This window comes from Acidovorax sp. 62, assembly GCF_002754495.1.
Classification (GTDB): domain Bacteria; phylum Pseudomonadota; class Gammaproteobacteria; order Burkholderiales; family Burkholderiaceae_C; genus Acidovorax.
The window spans coordinates 138,765-158,535 of the sequence record NZ_PEFJ01000001.1 but is presented as its reverse complement, the minus strand read 5'-3'; the positions used below and the strand labels follow the sequence as shown (position 1 = coordinate 158,535).

The following is a 19,771-nucleotide window of genomic DNA, read 5'->3' as shown; positions in this document are numbered from 1 at the left end:
AAGCGGCGTTAACTTGTCTCAATTACATGTACATGCCGCCATTGACGTGCAACTCCTGCCCCGTCACATAGCCAGCTTCATTCGAGGCCAGGTAGGCCACTGCGTGTGCGATGTCTTGCGGCTTGCCCATGTGGCCCAACGGGATCTGGGCATTGAGGGCTTTTTGCTGTTCTTCGGGCAACACGGAGGTCATGTCGGTCTCGATGAAACCGGGTGCCACGCAGTTGACAGTGATGTTGCGGCTGCCCAGTTCACGGGCCAGTGCACGCGTCATGCCAGCCACACCAGCCTTGGCGGCAGCATAGTTGGCCTGCCCTGGATTGCCCGAAGCGCCAACCACACTGGTGATGCTGATGATGCGGCCAAAACGCTGCTTCATCATAGGACGAATGGCCGCCCGGCTCACGCGAAAGACTGCCTTCAAATTGGTGTCGAGCACAGCATCCCAGTCCTCGTCCTTCATACGCATGGCCAGCGTGTCACGGGTAATACCCGCGTTGTTCACCAGTACATGCAAGCCGCCTTGCTGCTTGACGATGCCATCCATGAGCGCCTCGACAGCGGCCACGTCATTGACATTCAAGTTGGCACCACGGCAACCGGGGTAAGCCGCCAGCGCCTGACCAATGCGGGCAGCGCCTTCATCGGTCGTAGCGGTTCCCACCACTTGATAGCCACGCACGGCCAACTCCAGGGCAATGGCAGCGCCAATGCCGCGAGAGGCACCCGTCACCAAGGCCACCTGCACTGCTTTTACCGAATCCGTCATTTCACAATCTCCATCGCTTCAGCCAGGGTGGCTGGGTCATACAGGGGCACGCCCGTCAACTCGGCATCGATGCGCTTGGTCAAACCGGCCAGCACCTTGCCAGGGCCCGCTTCCACCACATGCGTGATGCCGCGCGCTTTCAACGCCTGCACACATTCCACCCAGCGCACAGGACCAAAGGCCTGGCGATAGAGGGCATCACGGATCTGTTCCGCATCAATGCAGACGGCCACATCAATGTTGTTGACCACTGGAATCTGCGGCTCAGCCAATACCAAGCCGTCCAAAGCCAGGCGCAGCTTCTGCGCAGCAGGCTTCATCAGGCTGGAATGGAAAGGGGCAGACACCGGCAATGGCAAGGCGCGCTTGGCGCCAGCTGCCTTGAGAAGCTCACAGGCCTTGTCCACGCCCACCTTGGTGCCAGCAATCACGGTCTGGGCAGGGTCATTGAAATTGACAGCCTCCACCACCTCGCCACTACCCAACGCCACCACAGCCTCAGCGCAGCCTGCAATGACCTTGGAGGCTTCCAGCCCCAAAATGGCCGCCATGGCCCCCACCCCAACAGGCACAGCCTCTTGCATCGCCGCCGCACGCAGCCGCACCAGCGGCGCTGCTTGCGCCAAAGTCAACACACCTGCCGCCACCAAAGCCGAATACTCGCCCAACGAATGGCCTGCCAGCGCCGATGGCTTGGCCCCACCCGCTACGCACCACACACGCCAAGCGGCCACACCCGCCACGAGCATCACAGGCTGCGTGTTGGTGGTCAATGCCAAGGATTCCTTGGGGCCTTCATGAATAAGACGCCCCACATCTTCACCCAAGGCATCGGAGGCCTCGCGCAACGTTTGCTGCACCGCCGGGTGGTCGCCCCAGGCATCCAGCATGCCCACTGACTGCGAGCCTTGTCCAGGAAAAACAAATGCGAATGATTTCATAGCTCTGCAATATTCAGATAAAAATAGCCTCTAGCGCGCATCAATAAAGCGCTAGCAGCTACATTTTCAATAGCACTGCACCCCAGGTAAATCCGCCGCCCACCCCTTCAAGCAGCACCGTCTGCCCGGCGGTCACCTGGCCACTGCGCACCGCATGATCGAGCGCCAAGGGAATAGAAGCGGCCGAGGTGTTGCCATGCTGATCCACCGTCACCACCACCTTGTCCATGGACAGCTTCAGCTTGCGGGCCGTGCCCTGCATGATGCGGATGTTGGCCTGATGGGGAATCAACCAGTCGATGTCGGCCTCAGTCAGACCGGCTTTTTGTAGCACCGCATGGGCTGCCTTCTCCAGCACGCCCACCGCCAGCTTGAACACGGCTTGACCATCCATCTTCAAGACAGGGTCACCCAATATGTGCCCGCCAGACACATTGCCAGGAACGCAAAGAATGCCCACATGCTTGCCATCGGCGTGCAAGTCGCTGGCCAGAATGCCAGGCTTGTCAGAAGCCTCCAGCACCACCGCCCCAGCACCATCACCAAACAAGACACAAGTGGTGCGGTCATTGAAGTCGAGAATGCGGCTGAAAACCTCGGCACCCACCACCAGCGCACGGCTGGCTGCGCCCGACTGGATCATCGCGTCAGCCACCGACAGCGCGTACACGAAGCCGCTGCAAACCGCTTGCACATCAAACGCGGGGCAACCATTGGCACCCAACTTGTTCTGCAAGATGCAAGCCGTGGACGGGAACACCATGTCTGGCGTGGAGGTTGCCACAATGATCAAGTCAATGTCTTGGGGCTGCACACCCGCAGCCTCCAAGGCTTGGCGTGCAGCCTCAAGCCCCAGGTCGCTGCTGGCGACGTCCGGCTCAGCAAAGTGCCGCGCTCGGATGCCCGTGCGCTCCACAATCCATTCATCAGAGGTTTCAATACCACGCTGGCCCAATTCAGCCACCAGATCAGCGTTGGTCAATCGGCGTGGAGGCAGGTAGCTGCCTGTGCCGGTGATGCGGGAATAACGTCTCATCAATGTGTCGTCGCCGAAACACCGGCCTTGGCTTGTACATCAGCGGGGGCCAGGAGGGGCGCCGCATGCGCAATCCGGGTCCGGACACGGTCGAGCAGGTTGTTGCGGGCTGCATCATACGCCCGGTTCAAAGCCTGCTCGAAAGCCAGCACGTCCGCCGATCCATGGCTCTTGAACACCAGCCCGCGCAGCCCCAAAAGGGCCGCGCCGTTGTAGCGGCGGTAGTCAATGCGCTTCATCAAAGCTTTTAAAACAGGATAAGCAACGATGGCTGCAGCTTTGGTAAAAATATTGCGAGAAAACTCATTTTTGAGCCCACCCACCACCATGGAAGCCACACCTTCGCTGGCTTTCAACGCAACGTTGCCCACAAAGCCGTCACACACCACGATGTCAACAGTGCCCTTGAAGATGTCATTGCCTTCCACGTTGCCGTAGAAGTTCAGATCACCCAAACTGGCCGCAGATCGCAGCAATTCACCTGCTTTTTTGATGACTTCGCTGCCTTTGATGATTTCCTCACCAATATTGAGCAAGCCCACAGTGGGCTCCCCTCCGTCTTGGAGGGCTGACACCAGCGCAGACCCCATGACGGCGAATTGCAGCAGGTGCTCGGCCGAGCAATCCACATTGGCCCCCAAATCCAGCACTGTGGTGGCACCACCTTTTGCGTTGGGCAGCTGGGTCGCAATGGCAGGGCGGTCAATGCCATCCAAGGTTTTCAAGATGTAGCGAGCGATCGCCATCAAGGCACCCGTGTTGCCCGCGGACACAGCCGCAGCGGCCGCTCCATCCTTGACCTGCTGAATGGCCACGCGCATGGAAGAATCTTTCTTCTTGCGCAAAGCCACTTCCACAGGGTCATCCATGGCGACCACTTCAGAGGCCAGCACAACACTGGCCCGCTCGTGCGAGAACGATTGGAGACTCTCCTGCAAGCCGACCAGCAGCAAACGGGCTTGGGGGTGGGAATCTAGAAACTGGCGACACGCCGCGAGCGTGACGCGGGGGCCATGGTCGCCCCCCATGCAGTCAACAGCCAGTGTGATCATGGGCGACTTGTCCAGCCAACGGCTTTGGCTGAAAGAAAAATACGACGATCAAAACAAAGGCCCGCACTACACAAAGTAGTTGCGGGCCTTGATGGGTGCTGAAATTAGGCTTCAGACTTGTTCTTCAGCACTTGGCGGCCACGGTAGAAACCGTTAGGGCTGATGTGGTGACGCAGGTGGGTTTCACCAGTGGTAGGTTCCACAGCAATGCCTGGCACATTCAGTGCATTGTGCGAGCGGTGCATACCGCGCTTGGAAGGGGACTTTTTGTTTTGCTGAACTGCCATGATGGCTCCTGGTCTTGAATAGGGTTGGTAAAAACGCGATCAGCCCAATAAGACACGAGGGGGATTCGCGAGAAGCCCTCGATTATAACCCAAACAATAAATCATGTCCCTTTTTCGTCTTTTCGCAGCGAGGCGAGCGCTGCAAAGGGGTTGGGCTTTTCTGAGTTCGCGGCCTCAAAGTCCTCGTCCGACGATGCCAGAGGGACCGAGCTTGGGCACTCATCATGCTTTGGCACCACAGGCAAGGCCATCAGCAACTCATCTTCAATCAGCTCACGCAAATCAAACTCCCGACTCAGTGCCAGCAAGTCCTCATCGCAATCGTCATCCAGGGCTTCGGCGGTGGCCTCATCAGCCACAAATCGGAACGAGCGCTCCACATCCAGAGGTACATCCACAGGTGTCATGCACCGCTGGCATTCCATCGGGAAGCTGGCGTGCACTGCCAGATGCAACCAGACTTGGCCCGTGCCCCCCAGCTCGGTACGCACTTCACCAGCCACCTTCCAATCGACGAGCAAATCCGGGTGCAAGCCTTTGGCCTCTTGCGCCAAGCGCTCATATTTCAGAAGCGAGTCGTGACCTGACAGCTGACCTCCCGCCTGCGCGAAAGCCTTGATGTCAAGCCGGTCGGGAGAGAATTCCTTGGTCATGGCGGCAGTGTAAGAGAATCAGCGCATGCATCAATCCCCCACCCTGCCACGCCCTCTGGTATTGGGCTCCACCTCGCCCTACCGGCGCGAGCTGCTCTCGCGCCTGAACATCGCCTTTAACGTGGCCGCCCCCCATGTCGATGAAACCCCACAAGCCAACGAAGCCCCCCGCGCACTGGCTTTGCGACTGGCACTGGCCAAAGCGCAGGCCGTGGCACTGCTGCACCCGCAAGCCATCGTCATTGGATCGGACCAAGTGGCCGATCTGGCGGGAGAACCCCTGGGCAAGCCCGGCACCCATGAAAAAGCCACCCTGCAACTGCAAGCCATGAGCGGCCAGACGGTGGTGTTCCAAACCGCGGTGGCCGTGGTGTGCGCCAGCAGCGGGTTTCAACAAGTAGACCTGGCTGCAGTGGAAGTCAAATTCAGAACCCTCGATCCAGACGAAATCGAGCGTTACCTGCAGGCCGAAAAGCCTTACGACTGCGCTGGCAGCGCCAAAAGCGAAGGCCTGGGCATCAGCCTGCTGGATGCCATCGTGAGCGACGATCCCACCGCCTTGATCGGGCTGCCGCTGATTCGAACCTGCCGCATGCTGCGCGCTGCAGGGTTGGTGCTGCCATGAGCCAATCGCCAGCACCCGTCGCCAGCACGCCATCGATCAACGCCGCGCTGGGTCGGCTATATCTGGTCCCAGCGCCACTCGACTTTGGCTGCGACGCACTAGCCCCCCTGCAAGAGGTGCTGCCGCAATCCACCATCCTGCAAGCTGCCCGGCTCAACCACTGGATTTGCGAGAACGCCAAAAGCACCCGGGCATACCTCAAGCGCATTGATGCACTGGAACCCCTCGCAGTCCCGGTGCAAGCCCAGCAAATTACAGAGTTACCGCGCGAGGTGCACAAAAAGGGAGACCATGGCGACAAAGGCGCCCCCGTATTTGACGCCCGCCCCCTCCTTTCGGCCGCACTGCAAGGGCACGACATCGGCCTGGTCAGCGAAGCGGGGATGCCTGCTGTGGCAGACCCAGGCTCGTCCATTGTGCGTGCCGCACACGATCTGGGCATTGCCGTGGTGCCACTGGTAGGTCCCGTCTCCTTGCTACTGGCCCTGGCTGCCAGCGGCATGAACGGGCAAAACTTTGCTTTTGTGGGCTACTTGCCCCAAAGCGGGCCGGAGCGCGCGCAGCGCATGAAGGAGCTCGAATCCATCGCGCTGAAAACAGGGCAAACGCAGGTGTTCATTGAAACCCCCTACCGCAATGCCGCCCTGTGGCAAGCACTGACCCAGACCCTGCAAACCAATACCCGATTGGCCATGGCCGCCGGGCTGACGCTGGAAACATCCCAAATACACAGCCAACCGGTCAAGCAATGGCGCCAAAAAGCAGCGCCGGTGGACAACCGCACGCCCACCGTGTTCTTGATCGGCAGATAAGCGCAGGCCAGCCACCACGCCGCCCCAACCGATACGCCAAAGCAAAACCCCCGGCTACCACACAGACAACCGGGGGTTCAGATTCGGAAAACCACCACTGGCAGCGCCGCTAGCGAGGCGACAGCGACGCACCCAACTATCGCAGCTGCGGCGCCGCAATGGCAGTGGCCGCCTTGGCTGCGCCATACCCCATCGCCGCGCCAAAGCGCTTCACTAAACGCTCAGCCACATTGTCACGGCGGGTGTAGTCGATGATGTCTTCCGCCTTGACAACTTCACGGGCCACATAGTCGAGGTTGCCCAGCTTGTCCGCCAAGCCCATCTCCACAGCCTGCTGGCCTGTCCAGAACAAGCCACTGAAGGTCTCCGGCGTGGGCTTGAGCCGATCACCGCGCCCCGACTTCACCACGGCGATGAACTGCTGATGGATCTGGTTGAGCATGGCCTGTGCGTACGCACGCTGTTGCTCCGTCTGGGGGCTGAAAGGGTCCAAAAAGCCCTTGTTTTCACCCGCCGTGAGCAATCGGCGCTCCACCCCCAGTTTTTCCATCGTGCCGGTAAAGCCAAAACCGTCCATCAGCACGCCAATGCTGCCCACGATGCTGGCCTTGTCCACAAAGATTTCGTCCGCTGCCGCAGCGATGTAATACGCCGCCGAGGCACAGGTCTCCTCAACCACTGCATACACAGGCTTGTTGTATTTGGCCTTGAGGCGAAGGATTTCGTCATTGATGATGCCCGCCTGCACCGGGCTGCCACCCGGAGAGTTGATCAACAACACCACGGCCTTGGACCCCTCGTCTTCGAAGGCGCTGCGCATGGCGGCCACCACGAACTCGGCGCTGGCCTCAGCACCTGAAGCGATTTCGCCCTTGATGTCCACCACCGCCGTATGGGGGGCGCTCTTGTTGGCACTCGGGGCGGCCTGCATCATCGCGCCGCCAAAAATGGCGAGCACCAGGAGCAGCCAGGCAAAGCGAAAGAAAATCTTCCAGCGCCGGGCGGCACGCTGCTCTGTCAACGCGGCCAACGCGAGCTTTTCCAGCACGGCACGCTCCCAGCCAAGCTCGGCAGGCGGCGTGGCACGGGGGGCACCACCGGGGCTTGAGGATGGCGCAGCTGCGCCAGCCTGGGTAGCCCACAGATCAGAAGCGGGCAAAGAATCCTGAGCACTGCCAGGATGATTGGAAGAGGGATTTTGTGGATCAGTCATTCAAAGCCTCCCGCAGACACCCCGGGCCCAGAAACAGGCCCGGCACAGCGCTGCGGACAGAGAAAACAAGCAACAAAACAGGGAAATAGAACAGAACAAGGCACCTGGGAGCAACCCCTAAAACGCCACCGGTTGCAGGTTGTGCGCAGTATGCCAGTGCACCTGGCCACCGGCCTCGGACAAGGCAATTTTCACCAGCCCGCCCCTACAAGGCCCGCCAGCACACTGGCCAGTGCTGGGCAAATAAGCAGCACCGTGCGTGGCACACAACAACCATTGACCTGTGTCATCAAACAAACGGTTGGGCTGGTAGTCCATTTCCATGGGCACATGGGTGCAGCGGTTCAGGTAGGCATGCACCACACCCTGGTACCGAATGGCAAATGCGCGGCAAACCTGGCCCGCATACTGCACATCAAACGGCACGGCCATACCCCTATCGCACAGCTCTGCGCTGCCACACAACAAAACAGCCTGCTCAGACAAAGGCGGCACTCCTGGGCAGCGGCGAGAGATGAAAGCAAGACTGCAGCACGCCTCAAGCCTCCTGCTGCAGCCACTCGTGCAACTGCGCCACCGAATGCGCCACATACAGCGGTTGCAGCGCATGGAACGCATCGGGCTCGTGGGCGCCATAGCTGACACCGACGCTGGCGCAGCCTGCATTCTGGGCCATCTGCAGGTCGTGGGTGGTATCGCCAATCATCAGCAAGCGCTCAGGGGGCACATCAAACTCTGCCATCAACTCCTTCAGCATCAAAGGATGGGGCTTGCCCGCCGTCTGGTCAGCAGTGCGCGAGCCATCAAACACCCCGCGCAAATCCACGGCCTGCAAAACCTCATCAAGGCCACGGCGGCTTTTTCCGGTGGCGACGGCCAGCAGGTGACCACGCTCGCGCAGGGCCGACAACATGGGCAACACGCCATCGAACAAGCTCAAATCGTCCTGGTGCTGCAGGTAGTGAAACCGGTAGCGGTTGCCCAGCTCGGTGTATTTTTCAGGCGGCACATCCGGTGCGGCATGCGCCAAGGCGGGCATCAGGGCCATGCCGATCACATAGGCCGCTTCCTTGTCCGATGGCACCGTGCCGCCCACATCGCGCACAGCCTCCTGGATGGAGCGCACGATGATGGCGGTGGAGTCGTACAAGGTGCCATCCCAATCAAAAGCGATCAGGTCAAAGCGGCGCGAACGGACTTGGGACGGCATGGCGAGGCAATCAAGCAGAGGGAATGAAGTCTGCCAGTTCAGGGGGCAGAGGGGCGTTCAATGTCACACGCTCCGCGCTGGCAGGGTGGCTGAACTGTAACCGCCACGCATGCAAAAACATGCGCTTAAGCCCCAGTCTGTGCAACCGCTTGTTCAGGTCAAAGTCGCCATATTTGTCGTCACCCACTATGGGATGGCCCTGGCTGGCCAAGTGGACCCGGATCTGGTGCGTGCGACCGGTCTTGATGGTGACCTCCAGCAACGTCATTGCAGGCAAGCCTTGCAAGGGCCTCGCAGGCACCGCTTGGCGCACCTTGACCAGGGTGATGGAACGCATCCCATCCGGGTCATCTGCCGTGGTGACACGCACCCGGCGCTCACCATCGGCCTGCAGGTATTTGTGCAGTGGCAAGTCGATCACCTTGTTGCTGGCCGTCCATGGGCCTGTGACCAGCGCCAGGTAGGTTTTGCCAGTCTCCCGCTCCCTGAACTGGTCTTGCAAGTGAGTGAGCGCAGACCTCTTCTTGGCCACCAGCAGGATGCCGGAGGTTTCGCGGTCCAGCCGGTGCACCAGCTCCAGCAACTTGGCCTGGGGGCGTGCCTGGCGCAGTTGCTCGATGACGCCAAAGCTCACGCCGCTGCCGCCATGCACCGCCACACCGGCGGGCTTGTCGATAGCGAGCACATGCTCATCTTCCAGAAGAATGGGGAATTCACGCGCGGGCGCGGGCCGCTCGGCCTTCTCGGCCACTTTGTCCGACACCCGCACCGGCGGCAGGCGCACCACATCACCAGACTCCACCCGGGTGTCGGCACTGGCGCGGCCTTTGTTGATGCGCACCTCGCCGCTGCGGATGATGCGATAGACGTGGGTTTTCGGTACCCCTTTGAGGTGGCGTATCAAAAAGTTATCAAGCCGCTGCCCCGCCGAATCCTCATCGACTTCGACCAGACGGACTGCAGGAGGGTTGGAAGCCGGGGCCCGGTCCAGCGGTGGTTTGCCCCCTATAATGTGTTTCACCTGCGCGTTGTTTTGTAAGTGGTTGATTTGTCTGGAGTTTAGTCCACTCAGCCATGCTACTAGCGCAGGCAGGTCGATGCCAGCGGGTGTCGCACACGCAGATTGCGGGCCAGATGCCTGCAATGGCCTGAGCGGCAGTCGGCGGGCTGACAAATTGAAACACTGATACGGAATCCCCCAAGCCGGCAGATGCACCCTACCAGGGACAGGTCTGCCGGTGGATCGAAGCGAGCATGTGGTTGTTGATGGCATGGATGATGACTTTGTGGCGGCGGCACTTGCCCCTGGCCCTGCACGTCCAATTGCCCGCAGCGCCCCGCCAGCAAGCGCAAGAAGCTATTAAATTTGTAGCAAATCTGCGCCATTCTCACTCGCCCCCATCCAAGCGCCCTTGCCTCCCGTGCTGAGTTCACCCTCGGCAGCCTGAGTCATCCCCGGCAATTCCCTTCGTTTCGATCCGTCAGTCCAGGCATTTACGGCTCCTATAGAGCTTGTCATTGGTTTGGAACTGTGGGTGGCAGCCCGCTACAGCAACTGAGCTGTGCCGCTGCTGTCCGCGAAACAACGAGAAGGAATCGCATCATGAAGCGGATGCTCATCAACGCCACGCAGCCCGAAGAACGCCGCCTGGCCATCGTCGACGGACAAAAGCTCCTCGACTACGAAATCGAAATCGAAGGGCGCGAACAGCGCAAAGGCAACATCTACAAGGCCGTCGTCACCCGCGTCGAGCCTTCGCTGGAAGCGTGTTTTGTGGACTACGGCGAAGACCGCCACGGCTTCCTGCCGTTCAAGGAAATCTCGCGCAGCTACTTCGCCCCCGGTGTCTCGCCCAGCCAGGCGCGCATCAATGAAGTCATCAAGGAAGGCCAGGAACTGCTGGTCCAGGTCGAAAAAGAAGAACGCGGCAACAAGGGCGCGGCCCTGACCACATTCGTCTCGCTGGCCGGCCGCTATGTGGTGCTGATGCCCAACAACCCCCGTGGCGGCGGCGTTTCACGCCGCATTGAGGGCGAGGACCGCGCCGAGCTCAAGGAGGCGATGGACCAGCTGGAATACCCCAACGGCATGTCCATCATCGCGCGCACCGCCGGCATTGGCCGCACCGCGCCCGAGCTGCAGTGGGACCTGAACTACCTGCTCAAGCTGTGGAACGCCATCGACGGCGCCGCCAAGGGTGGCAAGGGTGCCTTCCTGATCTACCAGGAATCGAGCCTCGTCATCCGCGCGATCCGCGACTACTTCAACAACGACATCGGTGACATCCTCATCGATACCGACGATATCTACGAACAGGCGCAGCAGTTCATGGCGCACGTCATGCCCGAGCATGCCGCCCGCGTGAAGCGCTACCGCGACGACGCCGCCCTGTTCAGCCGCTTCCAGATCGAGCACCAGATCGAATCGGCCTATGCCCGCACCGTGCAACTGCCCTCGGGCGGCGCCATCGTGATCGACCACACCGAAGCGCTGGTGTCCGTGGACGTGAACTCGGCCCGCGCCATCAAGGGCGGCGACATCGAGGAAACCGCCACCCGCACCAACCTGGAAGCCGCCGACGAAGTGGCCCGCCAGATGCGCCTGCGCGACCTGGGCGGCCTGATCGTGATCGACTTCATCGACATGGAAGAGTCGAAGAACCGCCGCGAAGTGGAAAACCGCCTGCGCGACGCGCTGCGCCAGGACCGTGCCCGCGTGCAGTTCGGCACCATCAGCAAGTTCGGCCTGATGGAAATGAGCCGTCAGCGCCTGAAGCCCGCATTGAGCGAAGGCTCGTCCATCCCCTGCCCACGCTGCGGCGGCGCAGGCCACATCCGTGACACCGAATCGTCGGCCCTGCAGATCCTGCGGATCATTCAGGAAGAGTCGATGAAGGACAACACGGCCGCCGTGCACTGCCAGGTGCCAGTGGAAGTGGCCTCGTTCCTGCTCAACGAAAAGCGCACCGAGATCGCCAAGATCGAACTCAAGCAGCGCGTGAGCGTGCTGATGGTGCCCAACAAGACGCTGGAAACCCCCAACTACCGCCTGGAGCGCCTCAAGCACGACGACCCACGACTGGACCACATCGACGCAAGCTACAAGCTGGCCGAAGACGTGGAAGACCCCACCGCCGTGACACGCCGCTCGCAAGAGCCGACCAACAAGCAAACCCCGGTCATCAAGGGTGTGCTGCCCGATGCGCCCGCGCCGGTGGCCGAGCCCCGCCCCGAAGGCGCTGCGCGCCCTGCCCGCAATGGCAATGGCCACGCCCCCCGCAACGGCACTGCTGCACAAGCCGCGCCAGCACCTGCCCCCGCCGCAGCTGTGCCACAAGAAAAGGGCTTCTTTGCCTGGCTCAAGAGTCTGTTTGGCTTTGGTGCCGCGCCTGCGACCGCCCCGGTGGCCACACCTGCGCCTGCAGCACCTAGCGACGGCAGCGGACGCGGCGAATCGCGCCGTGATGGCCGCAGCGAAGGCCGGGGCCGCCGTGGTAGCCGTGACGGCGCCCGCGATGCCAACCGCGATACCGCCGGCAATGTGAGCGAAGGCCGTGGACGCCGCAACGACCGCGGCGCCGAAGGCCGTGCCCCGCGCGATGGAGACCGCCGCCCAGAAGGTGAAAGCCGCAATGCCGAAGGCCGCAACACCGAGGCACGTGAGGGCCGCAATGGTCGCGATGGCCGTGGCCGCCGCGACGCCGAAGGCCGCAGCACCAACGCCGCCCTGAGCAGTGAGCAAAATGCGGCCCCCGCAGAAGCCCTGGCCAACGTCAACGCCAACGGCGCTGATGCCGGCACAGCACCAGCACGTGGCGAACGCGGCCCACGCCGTGAACGCGGTGACCGTGGTGAGGGCGGCCGCCGCGAGCGCGGTGAACGCGGCCCGCGCAATGCCGAAGGCCAGGAGCGCAGCACGCCAGCGATGGACTTTGTGGACACATCGCCCATGGCATCGCTGCCCGATCTGGACCTGACGGGCAACGAGGTTGCCACCCCACCGGCTGCGCCCGCGACGGAAGAACGGCGCGAGCGCCGCTCCCGCGACCGCTACGGCCGCGACCGCCGCGAACGTGGCGAACGTGCACCCCGTGAAGGCAGTGACAACGCCGCAGAGGCCCAGCCACTGAGCGCAGCCCCAGCAGCAGACGCTGCCCCGGCCGTGTCCGAAGATGCACCACGCCGCAGCTACTTCAGCAGCCCGGCGGCAGAGGCACCCGCGGCGACAGAGCCAGCAGTGGCCGCCCCTGCGCAAGTGGCCCCCGCCCCCGTGGCAACGCCTGTAGCGGCAACCCCTGCGGCCAAACCGGCAACAGTACCCTCGGCAACACCAGCCCCGGTGGCGCCTGCGGGCATGCCCCGCGTGCAGTCCTACACGCTGCCGATGGATTCGCTGCACCAAGTGGCCACCGCCTCAGGGCTGCAGTGGGTGAACTCGGACAGCGACAAGGTCGCTGCCGTGCAGGCCGCCATTGCGGCAGAACCCAAGCCGGTGCACGTTCCCCGCGCACGCCCACCGGCTGTGGTGTTGGACGAAGGCCCGCTGGTGCTGGTGGAAACCCGCCGCGACCTGGCCGCCATGACCCTGCCATTTGAGCAGCCTCCTGCGGCGTAACACATGGCGCACACAGCCCGCGCCGTCTAGCGCGGCTGTCCCCACTCAAAGGCGGCCTTGGCCGCCTTTGTTTTTGGGGGCAACGCGCCAACACGGGGCATGAAGCGCTGCAGCCCAAAGGGGTACCAACGCCATGCCCACATCCCTCAAAATAAGACGTTGAGCGCATGGCGCAGGATCACTCAGAGCGGCTAACAAAACTCAGCGAAGCGGGTTCTGGCCATGCGCTGCGTCGCAGGCAGTACGAGCAGTACGACAAGACGCGGCAACAACGCCAGAAGAGTTTTGTTAGCCTCTCTAAGAACCTGTTCAAAGTCCTGCACAGCTTCGCTCTGATCCACCCATCAGCCACCCAGCCCCTCCATCGCACCATGCTGTTTTTGCTGTCCCCCGCCAAATCACTGGATTACGACACCCCCGTCCCAGAGAGCCTGCCGCACACACGCCCACAGTTCGTGCCCCAGTCCACCGCGTTGATTGAAGTGCTGCGCGAAAAGTCTGTGCAAGACATTGCCTCGCTCATGGACCTGAGCGACCCCTTGGCGGCGCTGAATGTGGCCCGCTACCAGGCCTGGAAGCCCCAATTCACGGCCCACAACTCACGCCAAGCCGTGCTGGCCTTCAACGGTGATGTGTACGAGGGTTTGCAAGCCCGCAGCCTGGGAGCAGAAGACCTGGACTGGGCGCAGCGCCACGTCGCGATCCTGAGCGGTCTGTATGGCGTGCTGCGCCCACTGGACCGCATGCAGCCTTACCGACTGGAGATGGGCACGCGCCTGACCACCGAGGCGGGCAACACCCTGTACCAATACTGGGGCCGCCAGATTGCCGAGCACCTGAACACCCAGTTGCGCTCAGACACCACGCCCGTGGTCGTCAACCTCGCCTCGCAGGAATACTTCAAGGCGGTAGACCGCAAGGCCCTCAAAGCCCGCGTGATCGAATGCGTGTTTGAGGACTGGAAAGGCGGCGCCTACAAAATCATCAGCTTTTACGCCAAGCGCGCACGCGGGTTGATGGCACGCTATGCCATCACCCAACGGCTGAGCACACCGCACCAGCTCGAAGGCTTTGACCTGGAGGGCTACGCCTTTGACGCGCTAGCATCCGAGCCTGAGCGCCTGGTGTTCCGGCGCAAGCCCGATTGACCCGCCCCTCTGTTTAGTTTTGTCCACGTTTGAGGTCCCGACCATGGCCCCATCCCCCGCCCAGCACAGCACCGCCACCACCCGCAAGCCCTCGGCCCAGTCCATCACCCCCGAGCTGCGCCGCTGGATCATCGAGCAGGCCCAGGCGGGTTTTGCGGCCCCTGTGGTGCTGCAGTCCATGCGCGATGCAGGCTGGGACGAGGACGTGGCCGCAGACGCCATGGAAACCACGCTGCAAGAGCACCTGAACGAGCTGGCCGTGCAACAGGGCCAACCCAGCGCCGTGCCGGTGCCCGAGCCCTTGCTGGGCGACTCCCCTGCCCTGCTGGACGCAGGCGACCGCCAGGTGCAAGTGCTGCTGCAGCTGGCCAAACCCCGCGTGGTGGTGTTTGGCAACCTCCTCTCTCCAGAGGAATGCGATGCCCTGATTGCCGCCGCCAGCCCGCGCATGGCACGCTCGCTCACTGTGGCCACCAAGACGGGTGGCGAAGAGGTGAACGACGACCGCACCAGCGACGGCATGTTCTTCCAGCGCGGTGAAAGCACCCTGGTGCAGACCATTGAAGAGCGCATTGCCAAGCTGCTGCAATGGCCCATCGAAAACGGTGAAGGCGTGCAAGTGCTGCACTACCGCCCCGGGGCCGAATACAAGCCCCACTACGACTACTTTGACCCCAGCGAGCCCGGCACGCCCACCATCGTCAAGCGCGGTGGGCAACGCGTGGGCACGCTGGTGATGTACCTCAACACGCCTGAAAAAGGCGGCGGCACCACCTTCCCCGATGTGTTCCTGGAAGTGGCCCCCCAGCGCGGCAATGCCGTGTTCTTCAGCTACGAGCGGCCCCACCCCTCCACCCAAACGCTGCACGGCGGCGCGCCGGTGATTGCGGGTGAGAAGTGGATCGCCACCAAGTGGCTGCGCGAGCGCGAGTTCAAATAAGCATCAAATCATGCTCTAGCGCTTGATTAACAAGCGCTAGAAGCTACTATTTTTATAGCAAATGACCAACACCCCTGAACAATCCCAGTTGGGCAAGGCCTCGGCCTACACCGACCAGTACGACCCGACGCTGCTCTTCCCCATCCCGCGCGCGGGCAAGCGGGCCGAGATCGGCATTGCCGATGCGCCACCGTTTTTCGGGGCCGACCTGTGGACGGCGTTTGAGGTGTCGTGGCTCAACCTGCGCGGCAAGCCCCAGGTGGCGCTGGTGCACTTCACCATCCCGTGCGAGTCGCCCAACATCGTCGAGAGCAAGTCCTTCAAGCTCTATCTCAACAGCTTCAACAACACCCGCTTTGCCGAGGCCAGTGAGGTACAGGCCCGTCTGCGCGCCGACATCAGCGAGGCCGTGTGGCGCGGCGCACCGCACCCCGCCACCGTGGGCGTGAAACTGATTGCGCCCGAGCTGTTTGACCAGGAACCCGTGCACGAGCTGGACGGCCTGAGCCTGGACCGCCTGGACGTGGAATGCACCCACTACCAGCCCGCGCCCGAGCTGCTCAAAGCCCAGTTTGACGAAGCCCCGGTGACCGAGGTGCTGACCAGCAACCTGCTCAAGAGCAACTGCCTGGTCACCGGCCAGCCCGACTGGGGCAGCGTGCAGATCCGCTACACCGGAGCGCAGATCGACCAGGAGGGGCTGCTGCAGTACCTCGTGAGCTTTCGCAACCACAACGAGTTCCACGAACAGTGCGTGGAGCGCATCTTCATGGACGTGTGGACGCGCTGCAAACCCATCAAGCTGATGGTGTACGCCCGCTACACGCGCCGGGGCGGGCTGGACATCAACCCCCTGCGCACCAGCCACCCCCAGGCACTGCCGGCCAACGTGCGCACGGCGCGGCAGTAAAACGCTGGGGCACCCGGCTCCGCCGCGTGCCCCCGAAGCAGCAGCACAGGCCGCGCCCATTGCAGGACTGGGCCTGTCCTCAAACATCCATGTGAAAGACCTGCACCGCACGCGACAGCGTCTTGGTGCGGTCGCTCAGCACGCCCACAGCGGCGGCCGTCTGGTCCACCATGTTGGCATTTTGCTGGGTCACGCTGTCGAGCCGGTTCACGGCATCGTTCACCTGGGCAATGCCAATCGACTGCTCCCCTGTGGCGCTGGTGATCTGCGTCATCAGGTGGCTCACCTGCCGCACCGATCGCTCCACACTGGCAATGGTGGCCTGCGCCTGCGCCGCATAGTCAGCGCCGCTGCTGACCTGCCCGGTCGATTCGCTGATGAGCTGGTGGATCTCGCGTGCGGCCTGCGCGCTGCGCTGGGCCAGCTCGCGCACCTCTGACGCCACCACCGCAAAGCCCCGGCCCTGCTCCCCAGCGCGGGCGGCCTCCACTGCGGCATTGAGGGCCAGGATATTGGTCTGGAAGGCAATGCCTTCGATGATGCCGATGATGTCCTCCATGCGGCGCGACGACGTCTCAATGGCCTGCATGGACGCATTGGCACTGCTGACGGCTGCGCTGCCCTGCTGGGCGATGTCGCTGCTTTGCTGGCTCTGCACGGCAATCTGGCGGGCCGCATCGGCCGTCTGGCGCACCGTGCTGGCCAGCTGCTCCATGGATGCCGCCGTCTCCTGCAGGCTGCTGGCCTGGTCTTCGGTGCGGGCCGCCAGGTCTTGTGCGCTGGACGAGATGTGCGTCGTGGCCTGCGTGAACACTTGCACCTCGGCACGCACATCGCCGATCACGGCGCGCAGGTTGACTTGCACCTGCCACACCTTGCGGATCAGCGAACCCAGCACATGCGGGTGCGGCTTGATCATGGTGGACTTGAGGTTGCAGGCCGCCAAAGCCCCTGCAAAGTCATCCAGCTCATCGAGCACGCTGGCCACACCCCAGTGAAACCACCACAACAGGCCTGCCGCCGCCGCGCCGGAGAGCCCCCACTGCGCTGCCAGGGCAGCCCCCCCGGTCATGCCCAGCGCCGCAGGCAAAGCCCCCACACCCAGCACTGCAGCCACACCCAGCGCCAGTCGCTGCGTGAGGGTGATGCGGTGCAGCGGCCCCAGCAGATCACGCCAGCCCAGGGGCCGCACGCGCCCGGCATGCAACTTGAAGGTGTGGCGCCCGCTCTCACGCTGCTGCGCCACCTTGGCATACAGCGCCTCGGCCGCCGCCACCTGCTCGCGCGTGGGCCGAAAGCGCACCGACATGTAGCCCACAGGCTTGCCGTGATCGAGGATGGGCGTGACGTTGGCCTCCACCCAGTAATAGTCGCCATTGGCCCGGCGGTTTTTGACGATGCCCGACCACGGGCGCCCTCGCCCCACCGTGGCCCACATGTCCTTGAAGGCCTCTGGCGGCATGTCGGGGTGGCGAATCAGGTTGTGGGGCTGGCCCATGAGTTCGTCGTAGCTGTAGCCGCTGACCTCGGCAAACGCCGTGTTGCAGTGGGTGATGCAGCCCTTGGCGTCGGTGGTGGACACCAGCAGTTGAGACTCAGGGAAGAAATACTCTTTGTGGGAGACAGGGAGGTTGGTACGCATGGTCGGCGAAGGCTGAAGAATCTGCGCATCTGGCAGTTGTTAGCAGATGCAACAGCCCTCCAAGGTGCCAGAGAACGCCCTTTTGCGGGCATGCCAAATGCAGCGCAACCGCCCGCCATTGACCTAAAGCAATCGCTCACATCGCGCCCGTTGTGCGAATCGGACGCTTTTCAACCACAAGGCCTTGTACTTTGCAGGGCCATGGTTTAGCAAGAAACAATTCGGAAAAGATTCAAGCTCAATTCATCTTAAAAACATCGACTGACAACCCCAGCGCGTGTGCGCTGGACTTGAGGTTTTGGGCAGACGCGGTGGACTCTTCCACCAACGCGGCGTTTTGCTGCGTCACGGTGTCGAGCTGCGTGACAGCCTCATTCACCTGCGCAATGCCAATGGCCTGCTCCTTGGTGGCAGCAGTGATTTGCTGCACCAGCGTGCTGACGCGCTGCACCGCGTCCACCACCCCTCCAATGGTGGCGCCCGCATGGTCCATCTGCTGCGCTCCGCTGGCAATCTGGTTGACGGTGACATGGATGAGGCCGCTGATCTCTTTGGCCGCACCAGCGCTGCGCTGCGCCAGGGCCCGCACCTCGCCCGCCACCACCGCAAAGCCACGGCCCTGCTCACCTGCGCGTGCCGCCTCCACGGCGGCGTTGAGCGCTAGCAAATTGGTCTGAAACGCAATGCCCTCAATCAACCCCACGATCTCATTGATCTTGGCCGAAGACTGCTGCATCTGCCGCATGGACGTCCCCAGCTCATGCACGGCCTGCCCGCCGCTGGTAGCGATCTGGCTGCTTTGCTCACTCTCATGCGACACCTTGGCCGCAGTGTCGGCCGTCTGGCGCACGGTGCTGGCCAGCTCCTCCATTGATGCCGCAGTCTCTTGCAGGCTGCTCGCTTGCGACTCGGTGCGTGCAGACAGATCGTGGCTGCCTTGCGCAATCTCTGCAGCAGCCTCGGTGAAGTGGCGCACCTCTGTGCGCACATCACCCACCACTGCGCGCAAGTTCACCTGGGTTTGCTGCAGGCGGTGCACCAGGCTGCGCAGCGGCTCGGGGCAGTCGGCCCGCATGGTCGAGGTCAGGTTGCATCCCGACAAATCGGCAGCAAAACGACTGGCTTCGCCAATGCCTTGCACCACCGCCACCTGAAAGCGCCACAGCACCGCGCCCGCAGCCAGCAACAAAAGCCCCACCCTTGCAGCCGTGGCTGCAGTGCCCTGCATGCCCAGCAGGTCAGGCACCATGGCCAGCAGAACCAACCACAGCAGCATCCAGGCCATACGTTGGGTGAGTGGAAGTTGCCCCAGCCGCTGGACCACGCCGCGCCACCCCACACTGCGCAGCGCGCCCGCCTCCAGCCGAAGGCTGGCACGGCCCGATGCGGCCTCTGCCCGCATTTGCGCATACAAGGCCTCGGCCGCTGCCGCCTCTTGCGCGCTGGGCTTGGTGCGCACTGACATGTAGCCGCGTGGGTGGCCAGCCTCCATGATGGGGGTCACATTAGCGCGCACCCAATAGTGGTCGCCGTTTTTACGGCGGTTCTTGACCAGCCCGGTCCAGGGCTCTCCACGGCCAATGGTGCGCCACATGTCCTTGTAGGCCGGCGCAGGCATATCGGGGTGGCGGATGATGTTGTGGGGCTGCCCGATCAGCTCCTCATAGCTGTAGCCGCTTACCCGCACAAAGGCCGCATTGCAGTGCGTGATCTCACCCTTGGTGTTGGTACAAGAAACCAGCAGCTCATCGCCTGGGAAATCGTAATTCTGTTGCGTGATCGGCAAGTTGATGCGCATGCAACTGTCCCCTTCATAGTTATTGCCGCATACGCCCTCCACCACGCCAAACGCTGGTTCAGCGCACCGCAGCTACCCCACTGCCGACGTTACGGTTTGATACCAATCAAGTTTAACCAC

At 62.5% G+C, this 19,771-nt stretch carries 18 protein-coding genes; 6 read left to right on the top strand and 12 right to left on the bottom strand.

The window, feature by feature from the left end; translation table 11 throughout:
* Positions 1–22 precede the first annotated feature (22 nt).
* The 6 genes from fabG to CLU86_RS00635 all read right to left on the bottom strand — a co-directional run bounded on the left by fabG (position 23) and on the right by CLU86_RS00635 (position 4,738).
* The gene (fabG, locus tag CLU86_RS00660) at positions 23–769 is read right to left on the bottom strand and encodes a 3-oxoacyl-ACP reductase FabG (RefSeq protein WP_099658152.1); all 747 of its coding nucleotides are present in this window, start codon (positions 767–769) and stop codon (positions 23–25) included.
* Positions 766–1,710, bottom strand: a complete 945-nt coding sequence (fabD, locus tag CLU86_RS00655; RefSeq protein WP_099740224.1) for an ACP S-malonyltransferase — start codon at positions 1,708–1,710, stop codon at positions 766–768. Before fabD ends, fabG begins: the two co-directional genes overlap by 4 nt.
* Before the next feature lie 58 nt (positions 1,711–1,768).
* A complete protein-coding gene (locus tag CLU86_RS00650; RefSeq protein WP_099740223.1) occupies positions 1,769–2,746 on the bottom strand; it encodes a beta-ketoacyl-ACP synthase III in 978 nt (325 codons plus the stop codon).
* Positions 2,746–3,798 (bottom strand): phosphate acyltransferase PlsX, encoded by a 1,053-nt coding sequence (plsX, locus tag CLU86_RS00645; protein WP_099740222.1) that lies wholly within the window; start codon positions 3,796–3,798, stop codon positions 2,746–2,748. The genes CLU86_RS00650 and plsX overlap by 1 nt, the downstream gene beginning before the upstream one ends.
* A 104-nt stretch (positions 3,799–3,902) precedes the next feature.
* The gene (rpmF, locus tag CLU86_RS00640; RefSeq protein ID WP_005794249.1) at positions 3,903–4,085 is read right to left on the bottom strand and encodes a 50S ribosomal protein L32; all 183 of its coding nucleotides are present in this window, start codon (positions 4,083–4,085) and stop codon (positions 3,903–3,905) included.
* Between the two features lie 101 nt (positions 4,086–4,186).
* On the bottom strand, positions 4,187–4,738 hold the full coding sequence (locus CLU86_RS00635) for a DUF177 domain-containing protein (RefSeq protein WP_099740221.1): 552 nt from the start codon (positions 4,736–4,738) through the stop codon (positions 4,187–4,189).
* A 25-nt stretch (positions 4,739–4,763) separates the two neighbouring features.
* On the opposite strand from CLU86_RS00635, the gene CLU86_RS00630 reads away from it, so the two are divergent.
* Together CLU86_RS00630 and CLU86_RS00625 are read left to right on the top strand one after the other, a co-directional pair.
* Complete coding sequence (locus CLU86_RS00630; protein WP_099658147.1) at positions 4,764–5,363, top strand: Maf family nucleotide pyrophosphatase; 600 nt, start codon at positions 4,764–4,766, stop codon at positions 5,361–5,363.
* Positions 5,360–6,175, top strand: a complete 816-nt coding sequence (locus CLU86_RS00625; RefSeq protein WP_099740220.1) for an SAM-dependent methyltransferase — start codon at positions 5,360–5,362, stop codon at positions 6,173–6,175. Before CLU86_RS00630 ends, CLU86_RS00625 begins: the two co-directional genes overlap by 4 nt.
* 136 nt (positions 6,176–6,311) lie before the next feature.
* On the opposite strand, the gene CLU86_RS00620 is transcribed toward CLU86_RS00625, so the two are convergent.
* The 4 genes from CLU86_RS00620 to CLU86_RS00605 form a co-directional block, all read right to left on the bottom strand.
* Positions 6,312–7,388: a S49 family peptidase gene (locus tag CLU86_RS00620; protein ID WP_099740219.1), complete on the bottom strand. Its 1,077-nt coding sequence runs from the start codon at positions 7,386–7,388 to the stop codon at positions 6,312–6,314.
* A gap of 117 nt (positions 7,389–7,505) precedes the next feature.
* A complete protein-coding gene (locus CLU86_RS00615; RefSeq protein WP_233194716.1) occupies positions 7,506–7,820 on the bottom strand; it encodes a Rieske 2Fe-2S domain-containing protein in 315 nt (104 codons plus the stop codon).
* Positions 7,821–7,926: 106 nt separating this feature from the next.
* Positions 7,927–8,598, bottom strand: coding sequence for an HAD family hydrolase (locus CLU86_RS00610; RefSeq protein WP_099740217.1), 672 nt, complete (start codon positions 8,596–8,598; stop codon positions 7,927–7,929).
* Positions 8,599–8,608: 10 nt separating this feature from the next.
* Complete coding sequence (locus CLU86_RS00605) at positions 8,609–9,619, bottom strand: RluA family pseudouridine synthase (protein WP_099740216.1); 1,011 nt, start codon at positions 9,617–9,619, stop codon at positions 8,609–8,611.
* Positions 9,620–10,201: 582 nt separating this feature from the next.
* On the opposite strand from CLU86_RS00605, the gene CLU86_RS00600 reads away from it, so the two are divergent.
* The 4 genes from CLU86_RS00600 (at position 10,202) to queF (ending at position 16,211) form a co-directional block, all read left to right on the top strand.
* Positions 10,202–13,213, top strand: coding sequence for an Rne/Rng family ribonuclease (locus CLU86_RS00600; RefSeq protein ID WP_099740215.1), 3,012 nt, complete (start codon positions 10,202–10,204; stop codon positions 13,211–13,213).
* Between the two features lie 371 nt (positions 13,214–13,584).
* Entirely contained in the window at positions 13,585–14,361 is a 777-nt protein-coding gene (gene yaaA, locus CLU86_RS00595; protein WP_099740214.1) for a peroxide stress protein YaaA, read from the top strand.
* A gap of 43 nt (positions 14,362–14,404) precedes the next feature.
* Positions 14,405–15,301 (top strand): 2OG-Fe(II) oxygenase, encoded by an 897-nt coding sequence (locus CLU86_RS00590; RefSeq protein ID WP_099658139.1) that lies wholly within the window; start codon positions 14,405–14,407, stop codon positions 15,299–15,301.
* Positions 15,302–15,362: 61 nt separating this feature from the next.
* Positions 15,363–16,211 (top strand): NADPH-dependent 7-cyano-7-deazaguanine reductase QueF, encoded by an 849-nt coding sequence (gene queF / locus CLU86_RS00585; protein WP_099658138.1) that lies wholly within the window; start codon positions 15,363–15,365, stop codon positions 16,209–16,211.
* A gap of 79 nt (positions 16,212–16,290) precedes the next feature.
* Here queF and CLU86_RS00580 read toward each other — a convergent pair whose 3' ends face one another.
* Positions 16,291–17,853 (bottom strand): methyl-accepting chemotaxis protein, encoded by a 1,563-nt coding sequence (locus tag CLU86_RS00580; protein WP_099740213.1) that lies wholly within the window; start codon positions 17,851–17,853, stop codon positions 16,291–16,293.
* A 238-nt stretch (positions 17,854–18,091) separates the two neighbouring features.
* On the bottom strand, positions 18,092–19,651 hold the full coding sequence (locus CLU86_RS00575; protein ID WP_099740212.1) for a PAS domain-containing methyl-accepting chemotaxis protein: 1,560 nt from the start codon (positions 19,649–19,651) through the stop codon (positions 18,092–18,094).
* Between the last annotated feature and the right edge of the window lie 120 nt (positions 19,652–19,771).